The following is a 14,417-nucleotide window of genomic DNA, read 5'->3' on the forward strand; positions in this document are numbered from 1 at the left end:
CTGCTGTCCACTTTATCGCCGAACAAGCCACCGTCCGCTTGCCGCTTTCACTAAACCGCCAACATCTGACGCAAATCAAAGCATTTAGAGGTACCGCTTGCGCTTGCGTAAATGATAGGCACAGTCGGCCATGGCGGCGCCTAGCCGTGATCGATCTCGATCCAGGTCGGTACGTGATCGCTCGGCTTTTCCCGGCCGCGTACCTCATGATCGGTGCCCGCCGCCCGCAGCGCCGGCGCCAGCACCGGGCTGAGCAATAGATGGTCGATCCGCAGGCCGGCGTTGCGCCCGTAGGCGTTGCGAAAATAATCGTAAAACGTGTAGATGGTGGCGTCCGGGTGCATGGTGCGCACCGCATCGGTCCAGCCCTGCCCCATCAGGCGCTCGAAAGCGGCCCGTGTTTCCACCCGGAACAGGGCATCGTCGACCCAGCGCTCCGGTTTATAGACGTCGTGGCCGGTGGGAATGACATTAAAATCACCCGCCAGCAGCACCGGCTCGCCGCTTGCCAGCAGGCCGGCGGCGTGAATGATCAGGCGCTCCATCCAGGCCAGCTTGTAATCGTACTTGGGGCCAGGTGTGGGATTGCCGTTGGGCAGATACAGGCAGCACACGCGGATGCCATTCACGCGCGCTTCGAGGTAGCGACTTTGCTCGTCCGTGTCGTCGCCGGGCAGACCACGCATCAATTCCAGCGGCAACTGGCCGCGCGCCAGAATCGCCACGCCGTTCCACGCTTTCTGGCCCAGCCATACGGCCTGGTAGCCGGCCGCTGCCAGTTCGACGACCGGAAAGCGCTCGCCCGGGGCCTTCAGTTCTTGCAGGCAGGCGACGTCCGGTTGGGTGTCCTCGAGCCACTGCAGCAAGGCGGGCAAACGGCTGCCAATGCCGTTGACGTTGAAGGTGGCGATGCGCATGATGACTCCGGAAATCATTGTTCAAGCCGCCATTGTCGCCCGAATCGGCGCCCCCGTCACCCGCGCACGCCTCGCTCAGCGGCGAATCAGGCCGGTGAGGTGCGCCGCCATCAATGCCGCGCAGGCCGCGCCGTCGATGGGGCGGCTCAAATAATAGCCCTGGATTTCATCGACGCCGTTGGCCGCCAGCAGGTCGAGCTGGGCCGCCGTCTCGACCCCTTCGGCGATCACCGTCAAGCCCAGGCCGTGACCGACGGCAATGACGGCACGGGCGATCGATAGATCGTGCTGGTCGCTGGTGATATCGCGCACGAAAGACTGGTCCAGCTTGAGCTTGTCGAGCGGGAAGCGTTTCAGATAACTGAGATTCGAGTAACCGGTGCCGAAGTCGTCGATGGCCACTTTGACCCCCATGGCCTTGAGCTGGCGCAGGATATCGATGGTCTTTTCGGGATCTTCCATCGACGCGCTTTCGGTCAACTCGAGTTCGAGCAGGCGCCCCGCCAGTCCGGTCTCGGCGAGAATACGCTCGACCATCGCCACCACGTGTTCAGAAAACTGGCGGGCCGACAGGTTGACCGACACCGGCACCGGCGCCAGTCCCTGGCGCTGCCACGCCACCGCCTGCTCGCAGGCGCTGCGCAATACCCATTCGCCGATGCCGAGGATCATGCCATTTTCTTCGGCCAGCGGGATGAACAGGCCCGGCCCCAGCAAGCCCTGCTCCGGATGCTGCCAGCGCACCAGCGCCTCGGCGCCGATGATGGCGCCGCTGTGCACGCTTGCCTGCACCTGGTAGTGCAACACCAGTTCATGCCGTTCGACGGCGCCACGCAGGGCGTTTTCGAACTGGAAGCGCACCTGCACATCCTGGTTGAGCGACGGCCGGTAAAACTCGTAGCGCTCGTTCTTGCTGCTCATTGCACGCCGCATGGCGGCATCGGCGCCCTGGTAGATGGCGTCGTAATCGTCGCCATCGTTGGGATAGAGGGCGATACCGATGGCCGCGTCGAGGTGCAGTTCCTGACCGCCCAGCAAAAATGGCAGGCTCAGTTCGGCCAGCACCTGGCGCGCCATGCCGGCCACGTCATCGACCTGCCCCGTCATGGCAATGGCGAAGGTGCGTTCGCTGACGCGGCCGACGCAGACCTCATTGCGCTGGCGGTGGCCAAGCCGGGCCGCGGCCTGGCGCAGCATGGTTTGTTCGGCATCGAGGCCCAGGCTTTCGGCGATCACGCGCAGGCGCTCCGGCTTGATCAGCAGCAGTCCGACTTGCTGCTGGCCGGCCACCACCGCTTCGTGCTGCTGCAGCTGGCGCACGCGGTCGCGCATTTCAAGCCGGTTCGGCAAGCCGGTGAGGGCATCGAAGCGGCTCATGTAGCGCAGTTTTTCCTCGGCGCCGCGCAAGGCGGTGACGTCGACACCGGTGCAGACAAAATATTCGACGCTGCCATCGGGCCGGCACAGCCAGGTGGCCGACCAGATGATGGCGCGTACGGCGCCATCGCGGGCATGCCAGTGGCCGCTGAACTGGGTCGGCCCGCCATGCGCGGGCGGACTGTCGCACAGCCCCACCAGGCCGCCGTCCTTGGCGTCGTCATTGCGCAGCACCTCGCCGCAGTGGCGGCCGATGGCTTCGTGCGCGGTCCAGCCCAGCGCCGCCTCGCAGGCCGGATTGAACAGGCGGATGATGCCGTCGCCGTCGAGCATGCACACCAGCGCGCCGCTGGTATTGACCACCGCCGAGAGCAGCTTGCGTTCGCCCTGCCAGGCGGCGGTGCGTTCCTTGACCTGGGTTTCCATGCAGTCGTACAGGCGGGCCCGCTCAATTGCCACGGCAATCTGACTGCCCACCGTCGACAGCAGCTGCCACTGTTCGTCGCCCAGCCGGCTGTCGACCGTCATCAGGCACAGCACGCCGCGCGTCCCGGCACCGGACGACAGCGCGATGCAGGCATGCGGCCACGGCGTATGGGTGCAGGCCGCCATCAGGGCCGGACCGGTCACCGTGCCCGCCATCAGCAGCCGTTCGCAGTGCGCGCACGAGGCGGCGGCCGGCGGCGGCGCACTGCTGCGTCCCTCGACGCAGCGGGTGGCCAGATTGCGCAGCTGTCCGTCCAGATCGCACACCCGGATCGATGCCCCCAGCACACCGGGGAAATCGAGCAGGCGGTCGAGCGCCAGTTCACCCACCGCCGGCTCGGTCAGCACCGGATTGAGTGCCTCGGCGATGCGGTACAGTCCTTCGAGCGAGCGGTAACTGGTGCTGATGCGCAGCTGCTGGACCTTGAGCTGCTCGGTCATCTGGATCGCTTCTTCATAGGTGGCGATCAGCATGTCGAAAATCTGCTGGCGCTCAGCGGTGATGAAGTGGGTCTGACCGCCAAGATTGATGCTCATGCCCGACTGCACGCGCTCGCTGGCGCGCTGGGCGCGGTTGGCAAGAATATAGCGGATGCGGCCGATCAGGTAATGGCTGTCAAAAGGCTTGCGTAAAAAATTGGCGGCGCCGCAGTCGAGGCCGCGGATCACGTCGTACAGACTCGACAGGGAGGTCAGCAGGATCACCGGCACTTCGTGCAACTGCGGGTCTTGCTTGACTTCCTGGCACAGGGTGAAGCCGTCCATCTCCGGCATCGATATATCGCTGACGATCAGGGTCGGCGTGCTGGCGCGGGCAGCGGCCAGCCCTTCGCGGCCGTTGCCGGCAACGCGGACCCGAAAGCCCGCCTGTTGCAGGATTTGCGCCAGATAGCGGGCCTGGGTGGCGCTGTCTTCGACCACCAGGATGTCGGTCTCGTGCGGCGCGGCCAGCGCGGCGACCGTTGCACTGGCCGAGTATGCGGCGGTGGCGGCGGTGACCATCGGTGGCAGTGGTGCGCTCATGGCGCGCCGCCAGTGGCGGGCGCGGCCGCACCAAGGCGGTAGCGGCCGGCGGTAATCAGTTCAGCAAGTCTGTGAATATTTGCATGTGCCATGTATTCCCCGTGGCGACCGTGCGCTGGTATAAAAAGACGATGACGACTGCGCGACGACTACGCGATCACAGCGACCCCGCGGCGCCGCGACGACAAGTCCCCGCCGCTGTGAACCCAACTGTTAATTTATGCAGCTCGATTGATTGTTGGTAGGCACAATCCTACTCTACTTTGTACGCGCACGGTAACACGGCAGAACTAGCCCGACGGCATTGGCCGGCGCACTCCATGCGGGCAATATTTTCTGCTTACATTTGCGCCGACGACGCAGCACCCTTATGACGATCAAACTAGTTGACAAGCCCTGGCGTGCATGGCCACTATCAACGACATGAATCGTTGGTGGAGCGGGCATGGATACACTTTTTACCGATCGGCAAGCGGACCTGATGCAGGTGTTGTGGGACCGCGGGCCCTGCAGGGTGGCGCAGGTGCAGCAGTTATTGGACGACCGGCTGGCCTACAACGCCGTGCCGACGGCCCTGCGCACGCTCGAGGCCAGGCACGACGCCGGTGACCAGGCCGTTGGCCGCGGTCACCACGATCACGCGCTGATCGAACCGCAGCAGGCGCGCATGAGCGCGCTTCGCCACCTGACCGACAAGCTGTTCAAAGGCTCGACCGGGCTGTTGATGACGGACCTGGTCAGCGGGCAGGCACGAAGCGCGGCGCAAGCTGAGCGCCTGTGCGCGCTGCTGGACCAGCCTGACAAGGCGGCCGCCGCCGACAGTGTGCAGCAGCAGTATCAGCAACCGCCCCCAAAGGCGCAGCCATGAGCGCCGGATCGACCGCTTACGCTATCCTGGCGTGCCGACGGTGGCGGCACTGATCGCCGAACTGGGGACCCGGCTGGCACGGGCGCCCGCCCGGGTGCTGGCGCCGCTGCCGCTGCTGCTGCTGCCGCTGCTGCTGCTGGCGGCCGACATCAGCGCGGCCGCCGCCCGCATCACGGCGCCCGCAGGCGCGCCCGCCTCCAGCACACCCTCCGCCATGACGCTGCCAGCGGCCACGCGCGCCGCCATGGCCGGCTATTATCAGCTGGGCGCCAACCGCGTCGCCGTCGTTGCCGTTACCGCCACCGGTTTGTCCATGAAAATCAATATGGAGCCGGCACTGGCGCTGCTGGCCGAGTCCGATACGCGCTTTTTCGTCCCGGCCACCGATCTGCGCGTGCAGTTCGACCGGGCCAACGGCAGCATGACCCTCAGCCTGGCCGGCGCCGCCGCCGGACCGGCGCCGCGCACCGACGCCGCCGCAGTCGAACGGGCCGACGCCTATGTCGCCGCGCGCGTGGCCAGCGGCCAGCCACTGGCCGGCGGCGCCGCCATTGTGCAGCGCAACGTCGGCGCCCGCGAGCAATGGCAACTGCACGCGGCCGATTTCAGCCCGGCCCTGCTGCGCCAGGCGCAACAGCTGATGCCGCTACAGCGCCAGCGCAACGCCGCCTGGGGCGCAGTGCAGGCGGTCCGTTTCGACGGCGTCAATCGCTGGGGCTGGGACTGTTACCAGGTGCGTTACGCCAGCCGCACGGTGCGCTGGGGCATCTGGCTGGACGCCGACGGCCGGCTGGCCGCCGCCACCATCTTGCCGCCACCACGCTGATCACCCACCTGGTACCGACTGCCAGCGGCGTTGCAGCCGGGCCGGCGACGGCCCGGTTTGTCATTTTTTTGCGCCGAACACGAAAAGTGGTGACATCGGCACTGCGGTTTGGCTCAGACTTTGCTATCCTTCGGGCGCGCATCACCTTACAAAGGGGAAGTAATTATGAGCCAGAGCAATCCTCTGACACTGCACGTACCAGAGCCCACCGGCCGACCTGGTTGTCAAACTGATTTTTCGTACCTGCGTCTGAACCCTGCCGGTTCCGTGCGCAAGCCGCCGATCGATGTCGCCTATGGTGACACCGCCGATCTGGCCAACACCCTCATTCGCGTGCTCGACGACGATGGCAATGCTGTCGGCCCGTGGGCAGCGGACGCCGAGAGCGACACCGAGCTGCTGCGCTTCGGCCTGCGCACCATGATGAAAACGCGGATCTTCGACGCCCGCATGGTCATCGCCCAGCGCCAGAAGAAAATGTCGTTCTATATGACCTCGCTGGGCGAAGAAGCAATCGGCACCGCCCACGCGCTGGCCCTGCGCGCCGGCGACATGAATTTTCCGACCTATCGCCAGCAAAGCCTGTTGATGGCCAATGAAGTGTCGATGGTCGACATGATTTGCCAGCTGCTGTCGAACGAACGCGATCCCATGAAGGGGCGCCAGCTGCCGGTGATGTACTCGGTGCGCCAGGCGGGCTTCTTCACCATTTCCGGCAACCTGGCGACCCAGTTCGTCCAAGCCGTCGGCTGGGCCATGGCCTCGGCCATCAAGGGCGACACCAAAATCGCTTCGGCCTGGATCGGCGACGGCGCCACCGCCGAATCGGATTTCAATACCGCGCTGACCTTCGCCAACGTCTACAAGGCGCCGGTGATTCTCAACGTCGTCAACAACCAGTGGGCCATCTCCAGCTTTCAGGCCATCGCCGGCGGCGAGAGCGTCACCTTCGCCGCGCGCGGCGTCGGCAGCGGCATCGCTTCGCTGCGGGTCGACGGCAACGATTTCCTGGCCGTGTATGCCGCCTCGAAATGGGCCGCCGAACGGGCCCGCAGCAATCTGGGGCCGACCCTGATCGAATGGGTGACCTACCGCGCCGGCCCCCACTCGACCTCGGACGACCCTTCCAAGTACCGGCCGGCCGACGACTGGAGCCACTTCCCGCTGGGCGACCCGATCGTGCGCCTGCGTCGCCATTTGACCAAGCGTGGTCTGTGGTCGGACGACGAACACATTGACCTCGAAGCGAGCCTGGAAACGGACATCATCGCCGCCCAAAAAGAAGCCGAAACTTTCGGCACGCTGGCCAACGGCCGGGTGCCGAGCGCCGCATCGATGTTCGAGGACGTCTATAAAGAGATGCCCGAGCACCTGCGCCGTCAACGCCAAGAACTGGGAGTGTGAGCGTGAAGCGCAATAACGATACCGATAGCAACGATAGCAACACCGCGCCGATGACCATGATCCAGGCGCTGCGCTCGGCCATGGACGTCATGCTCGAACGCGACCCGAATGTGGTCATCTACGGCCAGGACGTCGGCTACTTCGGCGGCGTGTTCCGCTGCACCGATGGCTTGCAAGTAAAGTACGGCAAATCGCGCGTGTTCGACGCCCCCATTTCCGAAGGCGGCATCGTCGGCACCGCGGTCGGCATGGCCGCCTACGGCCTGCGCCCCGTGGTCGAAATCCAGTTTGCCGATTATTTTTATCCAGCCTCCGACCAGATCGTCTCCGAAGCGGCGCGCCTGCGCTACCGCTCGGCCGGCGAATTTACCGCCTCGATGGTCATCCGCATGCCCTGCGGCGGCGGCATCTACGGCGGCCAGACCCACAGCCAGAGCCCGGAAGCGATGTTCACCCACGTCTGCGGCCTGCGCACGGTGATGCCATCGAATCCCTACGATGCCAAGGGTCTGCTGATCGCCTCGATCGAAAACGACGACCCCGTCATTTTCCTCGAGCCCAAGCGTTTATATAACGGCCCGTTCGACGGCCACCACGACCAGCCGGTGGTGCCGTGGTCGAAGCACCCGATGGGTGAAGTGCCGCAAGGTTATTACACGGTGCCGCTGGATAAAGCCTCGATCTTCCGCGAAGGCAGTGCGCTCACCGTCATCACCTACGGCACCATGGTATTTGTCGCCGAAGCGGCCGCCAACGAAACTGGCATCGATGCCGAGATCATCGACCTGCGCTCGATCTGGCCGCTCGACCTCGACACCATCGTCAATTCAGTCAAGAAGACCGGCCGCTGCGTCGTCGTCCACGAAGCGACGCGCACCTCGGGCTTTGGCGCCGAACTGACGGCGCTCGTTCAGGAGCACTGCTTCTATGAACTCGAAGCACCCATCGAACGTGTCGCCGGTTGGGACACGCCCTATCCGCATGCCCAGGAATGGGCATATTTTCCTGGACCCGACCGGGTCGGGGCGGCATTTAAACGCGCGATGGGAGCATAACGATGGGCGTACATATTATTAAAATGCCCGACCTGGGCGAAGGCATCGCCGAAGTCGAAGTGGTGGCCTGGCGTGTCAAGGTGGGCGACACCATCGTCGAAGACCAGGTGCTGGCCGACGTCATGACGGACAAGGCGACCGTCGAAATTCCCTCGCCCGTGCATGGCACCGTCACCGCCCTCGGCGGCGCGCTGGGCCAGGCGCTGGCCGTGGGCGCAGAACTGATCCGCCTGGAAGTTGAAGGCGAAGGCAATGCGCACCTGTCGGCCAAGGCGCCGGCGCGTGCAGCTGCCGTCGCTGCTGCTGCCGTCCCTGCTGCCGCCACGCCGGTTCCCGCTGCTGCCGCAGCAGCCGTCGCCAAAGCGGCCGCGCCGGTGCAAGTGGCGGCAGCGACACCGGTCGTCAGGCAGCCATCGGCTGCCAGTGCGCCGCTGCGCGCCCACGGTGAAAAACCGCTGGCGCCGCCCGCCGTGCGCCAGCGCGCCTGGGACCTCGGTATCGAACTGCAGTTCGTCCATGGCAGCGGCCCGGCCGGGCGCATCACCCACGCTGACCTCGACGCCTATGCCGCCCAGCGCGGCAATGGTAGTGGCGGCGGCAGCGACCAGCGCTACGCCCAGCGTCATGGCGAACACGCAGTGCCGGTGATCGGCCTGCGCCGCAAAATCGCCGAGAAAATGCAGGACGCCAAGCGGCGCATCCCGCACTTTAGCTATGTCGAAGAAATCGACGTCACCGAAGTGGAAGCCCTGCGCGCCCAGCTCAACGCCAGACATGGCAAGGAGCGCGGCAAATTAACCCTGCTGCCGCTGCTGATGCGCGCGGTGGTGCTGGCGGCGCGCCGCTACCCCACCGTCAATGCCAGGTACGACGACGACGCCGGCATCGTCACCCGCTTCGATGCCATCCACATCGGCATCGCCACCCAGACCGAGCCCGGCCTGATGGTGCCGGTGGTGAAAAACGCCGAGGCGCGCGACCCGTGGTCGAACGCCGCCGAAGTGGCGCGGCTGGCCGACGCTGCGCGCAGCGGCAAGGCGCTGCGTGAAGAGCTCTCGGGCTCGACGATTACCATCACCAGCCTCGGTGCGTTGGGCGGCATCGTCACCACCCCCGTCATCAATGCGCCCGAAGTGGCCATCGTCGGCGTCAACAAGATGGTCGAGCGGCCGATGGTGCGCGATGGCCAGATTGCGATTCGCAAGATGATGAATCTGTCGTCTTCCTTCGATCACCGGGTCGTCGACGGCATGGTGGCGGCCCAGTTCATCCAGGCGATCCGCGGCTATCTCGAATGCCCGGCCACCCTGTTCGTGGAGTAAAGCATGCGCAATCAATCAACCACCCTGCTCATCATCGGCGGCGGTCCTGGCGGCTACGTCGCTGCCATCCGTGCCGGTCAACTGGGCATCCCCACCATCGTCGTCGAGGCTGAACGACTGGGCGGCACCTGCCTGAACGTTGGCTGCATTCCCTCCAAGGCGCTGATTCACGCCGCCGAGGAATTCGACAAGGTGCGCCAGTACGCCGGCGGTTCGGCCCTCGGCATCAGCGCCGAAGCACCCGCCATCGATATCGCCCGCACCGTCGCCTGGAAGGATGGCATCGTCAAGCGCTTGACTGGCGGCGTCGGCGCCTTGCTCAAGAAGCACGGCGTGCAAGTGATCAAAGGCTGGGCCACCATCATCGATGGCAAAACCGTCGACGTGATCGAAGATGGCGACGACGGCGACGACACGCCACTGCGGATCAGCTGCGAGCACCTGCTGCTGGCGACCGGTTCGAAAGCGCTCGAGCTGCCCTTCATGCCGTTTGGCGGTTCGGTGGTGTCGGCCACCGAAGCGCTCTCGCCGGCCACGCTGCCGCGCCGCATGGTAGTGGTCGGCGCAGGTTACATCGGCCTGGAACTGGGCACTGCCTACCGCAAGCTGGGGGTGGAGGTGACCGTGGTCGAGGCGCAGGACCGCGTACTGCCGGCCTACGACGCGGAACTGGTGCGGCCGGTGGCCACTGCGCTGGCCCATCTGGGTATCGAACTGCGCTTGAACACCAGCGTGCTGGGCCTGTCGCACGACGGCCAGGCCGTGCGGGTGCGCGACGCCGAGGGCGAAGAATCGGCGATCGACGCCGACCGCGTGCTGGTGGCGGTGGGGCGCAAGCCCAACACGGCCGGCTGGGGCCTGGCGTCGCTGCTGCTCGACATGAACGGCGGCGCGATCAAGATCGACGACCAGTGTCGCACCTCGATGCGCAATGTGTGGGCGATTGGCGACCTGGCGGGCGAGCCGATGCTGGCGCACCGCGCCATGGCGCAGGGCGAAATGGTGGCCGACATCATCGCCGGCAAAAAGCGCCACTTCATGCCGGCCGCGATGCCAGCGGTGTGCTTTACCGACCCCGAAGTGGTGGTGGTGGGCTTGACGCCGCCGCAAGCGCAGGCGGCCGGCCTCGATTGCATCGTCGCCAGCTTCCCGTTCGCCGCCAATGGCCGCGCCATGACCATCGAGAGTACCGATGGCTTTGTGCGGGTGGTGGCCAGAAAAGACAATCACCTGATTGTCGGCTGGCAAGCAGTGGGTCGCGGCGTATCGGAACTGTCGACGGCGTTTTCGCAATCGATCGAACTGGGCGCCCTGCTCGAAGACGTCGGCGGCACCATCCACGCCCATCCGACCCTCGGTGAAGCGGTGCAGGAAGCGGCGCTGCGCGCGCTGGGTCACGCGCTGCATATTTAAAAATGCGCCGGGGACTGGCATTGCAAGTGCCTGGCCCCGTTGCGATGCCTGGGCCCTTGCCTACTTCACCGGCTTTGCCGGCGCCTTGGTCTCGCCACTGTCGGCCCGCTGCTTGTTAACAATCCGCGCCGCCACCTCCTCTTCGCGTCCCGGATAGCGCCCTTCGCGCTTTAACTTCGCCTCGATCTCCTTGAACTCGCGTTCGCGCTTCTGGCTTGCTCCTGCTGGCATGGTGTGCTCCCTTCGGTGATGCATACGATCAAGGCACCAGCTTAACGCCGGTGGCGGCCATTTTGGGTGTGGCAACGCACACAGCTTCACGACCGGTCGATGTGCCCATTACGTATAATATTTACAAGAACTGTTGTACTCTGCAGTGGCCAGGAGTACCTTTAAGCTTTCTGCGGAGGCAACATGGATCAGGACATCAGCTTCACCTTACCGGCAGACTATGACCCCAACCATTTTATCGACCAGCTGGCCATGCGCCTGCGCGCCAAGAATGATGCTGCCCTGTGCCGCATGCTGGGCGTCGAGCCACCCCTGCTGAGCAAAATCCGCCACCGCCGGCTGGCAGTCGGCGCGCCGTTGCTGATCCGCGTGCATGAAGTGACCGGACTTGGCATCGGCGACCTGCGCCAGCTGCTGGGCGACCGCCGCCGCAAGTACCGCATCGGCGAAGCGCTGGCCGACCGCCCGCTCAAGCGCAGCAGCCCCGTCTGAGCCATTAGCTGGCAGGTGCGTCCAGCCAGCCGCCGCGAAAACCCGCCTGGCGCAGCCCGGCCTGCACGTACGGGCAGGCTCGCATCAATGTCCAGATCAAGCCGTTGCGGTGGTTGTCGATCATGACCACCGTGGGCCCCTCGTTGATGCCGAAGTGGTAGGGCGATACCCAGCCAATATCATCGCCGGCAGCATCGTGCCTGAAGGTAGCGGAAAACGAGGCCTTGAAGCCGTAAGGGTTCACTTCACGCAGGTGCAACTTGCAAAACGCTGCGATGGTCGGCATGACGATTTCCGGCGCGAACGGTAGCGAGGCCACCACCGCCCACGGCGCCAGCGTGCCATCGTCCGGCCCCCAGGGCACGCCGCGGGCGATGTAATCATAGAAGACCCGGCGCACGCCGGCGTGCGTCTGGCGCGCGGGGCCGGGGCCATCGCTGGCGGTGATGCCCCAGCAAAATTGGCCATAGCGGCCGAATTTGCGCGGGTTGTCGATGGCGTAGCGCTGCTGCACATGGGTGGCGCGGCGGCTGTTTTCAAAATAATCGATGCCGCGCGCAGCCATGTAGCGGTCCTGGATGCCGCGGAAATCGATCCACACGTGCGGCAACTGGTGAATGAACAGGGGCCCCGCATACAGGTAGTCGATGCCATACGCGCTTTCCCAGCGGTAGCCGTCCAGCCAGGCGCTGTAGCTGGCGGGAGCAATCGGATGCGTGGGCGAACCGAGCGCGAGGATATACAGGATCAACGCCTCGTCGTAACCCTTCCAGTGGTACTTCAAAAAGCCGCTGCGGGGCTTCCAGCCGTGACAGAGCAAGGCGCCGTCGTCGCTGTTTTGCGCCAGCATCCAGTGCCAGTCGACGCGCCGGTACAGCTGGTCGGCCAGCTGGCGGATTTCCCGTTCGGCCCCATCGTCGCCCGTAAAATAGGCCGCGGCGGTGAGCATGCCCGCCATCAGCAGCGCCGTATCGACGCTCGACAGTTCGCTGTCAAAGGCGCGCTCTCCCGTTTCCATGTCGAGGAAATGGTAATAGAAGCCCTGATAGCCCGTGTCTTTCAGTCCCCTGCCTTGGCAGCTGCCGGCAAAAAAACGCAGGGTGGTCAGGGTGCGCGCACGCGCATGCTCGCGCGCCATCATGCCGCGCTCAACGCCGATGGGGTAAATGGTCAGCGCCAGGCCGACGGCGGCAATGCTGGCCGGCCAGTCGGGCGCCGTTTTGTCACGCACCAGGCCGTTGGCCTCATTCGCCTCTACCAGGAAGTAGGCGAATGATTCCTGCTGCAGGCTGGTGAGCAATTCGTCGTGGCAGGTGTCAAAAGGCATGGCGTCCCCAGGGCAGCAGATGGCAGGTGGGCATCGCGGCGTTTATCTATGTTTGGTATATCAATGCTCCAACATAGCAAAGGCCGGTGGCCTCCACCGTTCGCCAGCGAACGGTGGAGGCCACCGGCCCCGGTGAAGATCGCGATCGCGATCAACCATTTAATCGCGAATGTCGAGCGCCCGATTCAGACTCAGTGCGCCCAGCGAACAGGCCGCGCCCGACAGCAGGTACAGGCCCACGTACACCAGTCCGAAGTGCGACGCCAGCCCCAGTGCCACCAGCGGTGCGAAACCGGCACCGACCAGCCACGACAGATCGGAGGTATAGGCAGCGCCCGAATAACGGAAGCGCGTGGGGAAATTCGAGGTGACCGCGCCGGCGGCCTGGCCATACGACAGACCGAGCAGCAAAAAGCCGATCAGCACGAAGGTGTTTTCACCGGAGTCGCCACCGCTCATCATCGATGGCACGAAGAAGCTGAAGACGGCGATCAGGACCGCCAGCGAACCGAGCGTGGTGCGCCGGCCGACCTTGTCGGCAATCAGTCCGGAGACCACGATACCCGCCGCGGCCAGGCCCGCACCCATCATCTGCACTTCGAGAAAGTCGGTGACCGAGCGGGGCGAAAACAGCCGGATCCACGACAGCGGGAACACCGTGACAACGTGGAACAGCGCATAGCTGGCCAGCGCGGCCAGGGCGCCAATGACGACGTTGCGACCCTGCGAGCGCGACAACTCGCCAAACTCGGTGGGCTGCAGCTCGCGCTCTTCCAGCAAGTGTGAATACTCATTGGTTGCAACCAGACGCAGGCGGGCAAACAGCGCCACCACGTTGATGGCAAACGCCGTGTAGAACGGATAACGCCAGCCCCAGTCGAGGAAGTCTTTCATGGCGATGTTGGACAACAGGTACCAGAACACGCCAGCGGCGATGACGAAGCCCACGGGCGCACCGAGCTGACCGAGCATGGCGTACCAGCCGCGCCGTTCAGGCGGCGCGTTCAACGCCAACAGCGACGGCAGGCCGTCCCACGAACCGCCCAGCGCCAGACCCTGGCCGACGCGCAACACGGCGAGCAGGAAAATGGCGGTGCTGCCCTGCTGCGCATAGGTTGGCAGCAGCGCGATACCGCAGGTGGACACGCCCAGCAGCAGCAGGGCGCCGGTCAGTTTGGCTTCGCGCCCCATGCGGCGCTGCACGGCCATCGAAATGGCGGTGCCGATCGGACGGGCAATAAATGCCAGCGCGAACACGGCAAACGCGTACAGGGTACCCTGGAGGGGATCGACGAACGGGAAAAACACGGCGGGAAACACCAGCACCGAGGCAATGGCGTAGACGAAAAAGTCAAAATACTCGGAGGCGCGGCCAATTACCACGCCGACGGCGATTTCGCCGGGGGAAATCAGGGAATGGTCATCGTGATCGTTGCGCTCGATCTGGTGCGGCACCGGATGGAGGGCAGTCACGGCACCCTGCGGGGTATTGATTGTGGACATCTTTTTGTCTCCTGAGGGCGTGTTTGGTTTGATTACTATACTTGTTAGGTTAAATACAGGATAGCGGATTCGGTGCGCGCGCAAGAAAATTAGGACAATTTGTCCTATCGCAAGGACAACCCAAAAAGGGTACAGTGGCAACTTCCGCTCACTCCCTTTAGCAACCACTCGCA

General features: G+C 64.7%; 12 protein-coding genes. 7 read left to right on the forward strand and 5 right to left on the reverse strand.

What is annotated here, in order from left to right; genetic code table 11:
- Positions 1-140: 140 nt before the first annotated feature.
- Both xth and ACP7BZ_RS10585 read right to left on the reverse strand, forming a co-directional pair.
- Complete coding sequence (gene xth, locus ACP7BZ_RS10580; RefSeq protein ID WP_426112820.1) at positions 141-917, reverse strand: exodeoxyribonuclease III; 777 nt, start codon at positions 915-917, stop codon at positions 141-143.
- 75 nt (positions 918-992) lie between these two features.
- Positions 993-3,803 carry a GGDEF/EAL domain-containing response regulator gene (locus tag ACP7BZ_RS10585; protein ID WP_426112822.1) on the reverse strand — a complete coding sequence of 937 codons (2,811 nt, stop codon included), beginning with the start codon at positions 3,801-3,803 and terminating at the stop codon, positions 993-995.
- A gap of 445 nt (positions 3,804-4,248) precedes the next feature.
- Between ACP7BZ_RS10585 and ACP7BZ_RS10590 the strand changes: the two genes are divergently transcribed.
- The 6 genes from ACP7BZ_RS10590 to lpdA all read left to right on the forward strand — a co-directional run bounded on the left by ACP7BZ_RS10590 (position 4,249) and on the right by lpdA (position 10,691).
- Entirely contained in the window at positions 4,249-4,671 is a 423-nt protein-coding gene (locus tag ACP7BZ_RS10590) for a BlaI/MecI/CopY family transcriptional regulator (protein WP_426112824.1), read from the forward strand.
- A gap of 40 nt (positions 4,672-4,711) precedes the next feature.
- A complete protein-coding gene (locus ACP7BZ_RS10595) occupies positions 4,712-5,497 on the forward strand; it encodes a hypothetical protein (protein WP_426112826.1) in 786 nt (261 codons plus the stop codon).
- Between the two features lie 165 nt (positions 5,498-5,662).
- Complete coding sequence (locus tag ACP7BZ_RS10600) at positions 5,663-6,901, forward strand: 3-methyl-2-oxobutanoate dehydrogenase (2-methylpropanoyl-transferring) subunit alpha (RefSeq protein ID WP_426112828.1); 1,239 nt, start codon at positions 5,663-5,665, stop codon at positions 6,899-6,901.
- 50 nt (positions 6,902-6,951) lie between these two features.
- On the forward strand, positions 6,952-7,956 hold the full coding sequence (locus ACP7BZ_RS10605; RefSeq protein WP_426113096.1) for an alpha-ketoacid dehydrogenase subunit beta: 1,005 nt from the start codon (positions 6,952-6,954) through the stop codon (positions 7,954-7,956).
- A gap of 2 nt (positions 7,957-7,958) precedes the next feature.
- Positions 7,959-9,278, forward strand: coding sequence for a dihydrolipoamide acetyltransferase family protein (locus tag ACP7BZ_RS10610; RefSeq protein ID WP_426112830.1), 1,320 nt, complete (start codon positions 7,959-7,961; stop codon positions 9,276-9,278).
- A gap of 3 nt (positions 9,279-9,281) precedes the next feature.
- Positions 9,282-10,691 (forward strand): dihydrolipoyl dehydrogenase, encoded by a 1,410-nt coding sequence (lpdA, locus tag ACP7BZ_RS10615; protein WP_426112832.1) that lies wholly within the window; start codon positions 9,282-9,284, stop codon positions 10,689-10,691.
- Between the two features lie 60 nt (positions 10,692-10,751).
- On the opposite strand, the gene ACP7BZ_RS10620 is transcribed toward lpdA, so the two are convergent.
- Positions 10,752-10,922 (reverse strand): hypothetical protein, encoded by a 171-nt coding sequence (locus ACP7BZ_RS10620; protein WP_426112834.1) that lies wholly within the window; start codon positions 10,920-10,922, stop codon positions 10,752-10,754.
- Positions 10,923-11,105: 183 nt separating this feature from the next.
- On the opposite strand from ACP7BZ_RS10620, the gene ACP7BZ_RS10625 reads away from it, so the two are divergent.
- Positions 11,106-11,414 (forward strand): hypothetical protein, encoded by a 309-nt coding sequence (locus ACP7BZ_RS10625; RefSeq protein ID WP_426112836.1) that lies wholly within the window; start codon positions 11,106-11,108, stop codon positions 11,412-11,414.
- 4 nt (positions 11,415-11,418) lie between these two features.
- On the opposite strand, the gene ACP7BZ_RS10630 is transcribed toward ACP7BZ_RS10625, so the two are convergent.
- The gene (locus ACP7BZ_RS10630) at positions 11,419-12,741 is read right to left on the reverse strand and encodes a glucoamylase family protein (protein WP_426112838.1); all 1,323 of its coding nucleotides are present in this window, start codon (positions 12,739-12,741) and stop codon (positions 11,419-11,421) included.
- A gap of 159 nt (positions 12,742-12,900) precedes the next feature.
- On the reverse strand, positions 12,901-14,244 hold the full coding sequence (locus tag ACP7BZ_RS10635; RefSeq protein ID WP_426112840.1) for an MFS transporter: 1,344 nt from the start codon (positions 14,242-14,244) through the stop codon (positions 12,901-12,903).
- Positions 14,245-14,417: the final 173 nt, after the last annotated feature.

Origin of the sequence: Massilia sp. PWRC2, from assembly GCF_049896725.1 — a bacterium.
Lineage (GTDB): Bacteria > Pseudomonadota > Gammaproteobacteria > Burkholderiales > Burkholderiaceae_D > JAFCUW01.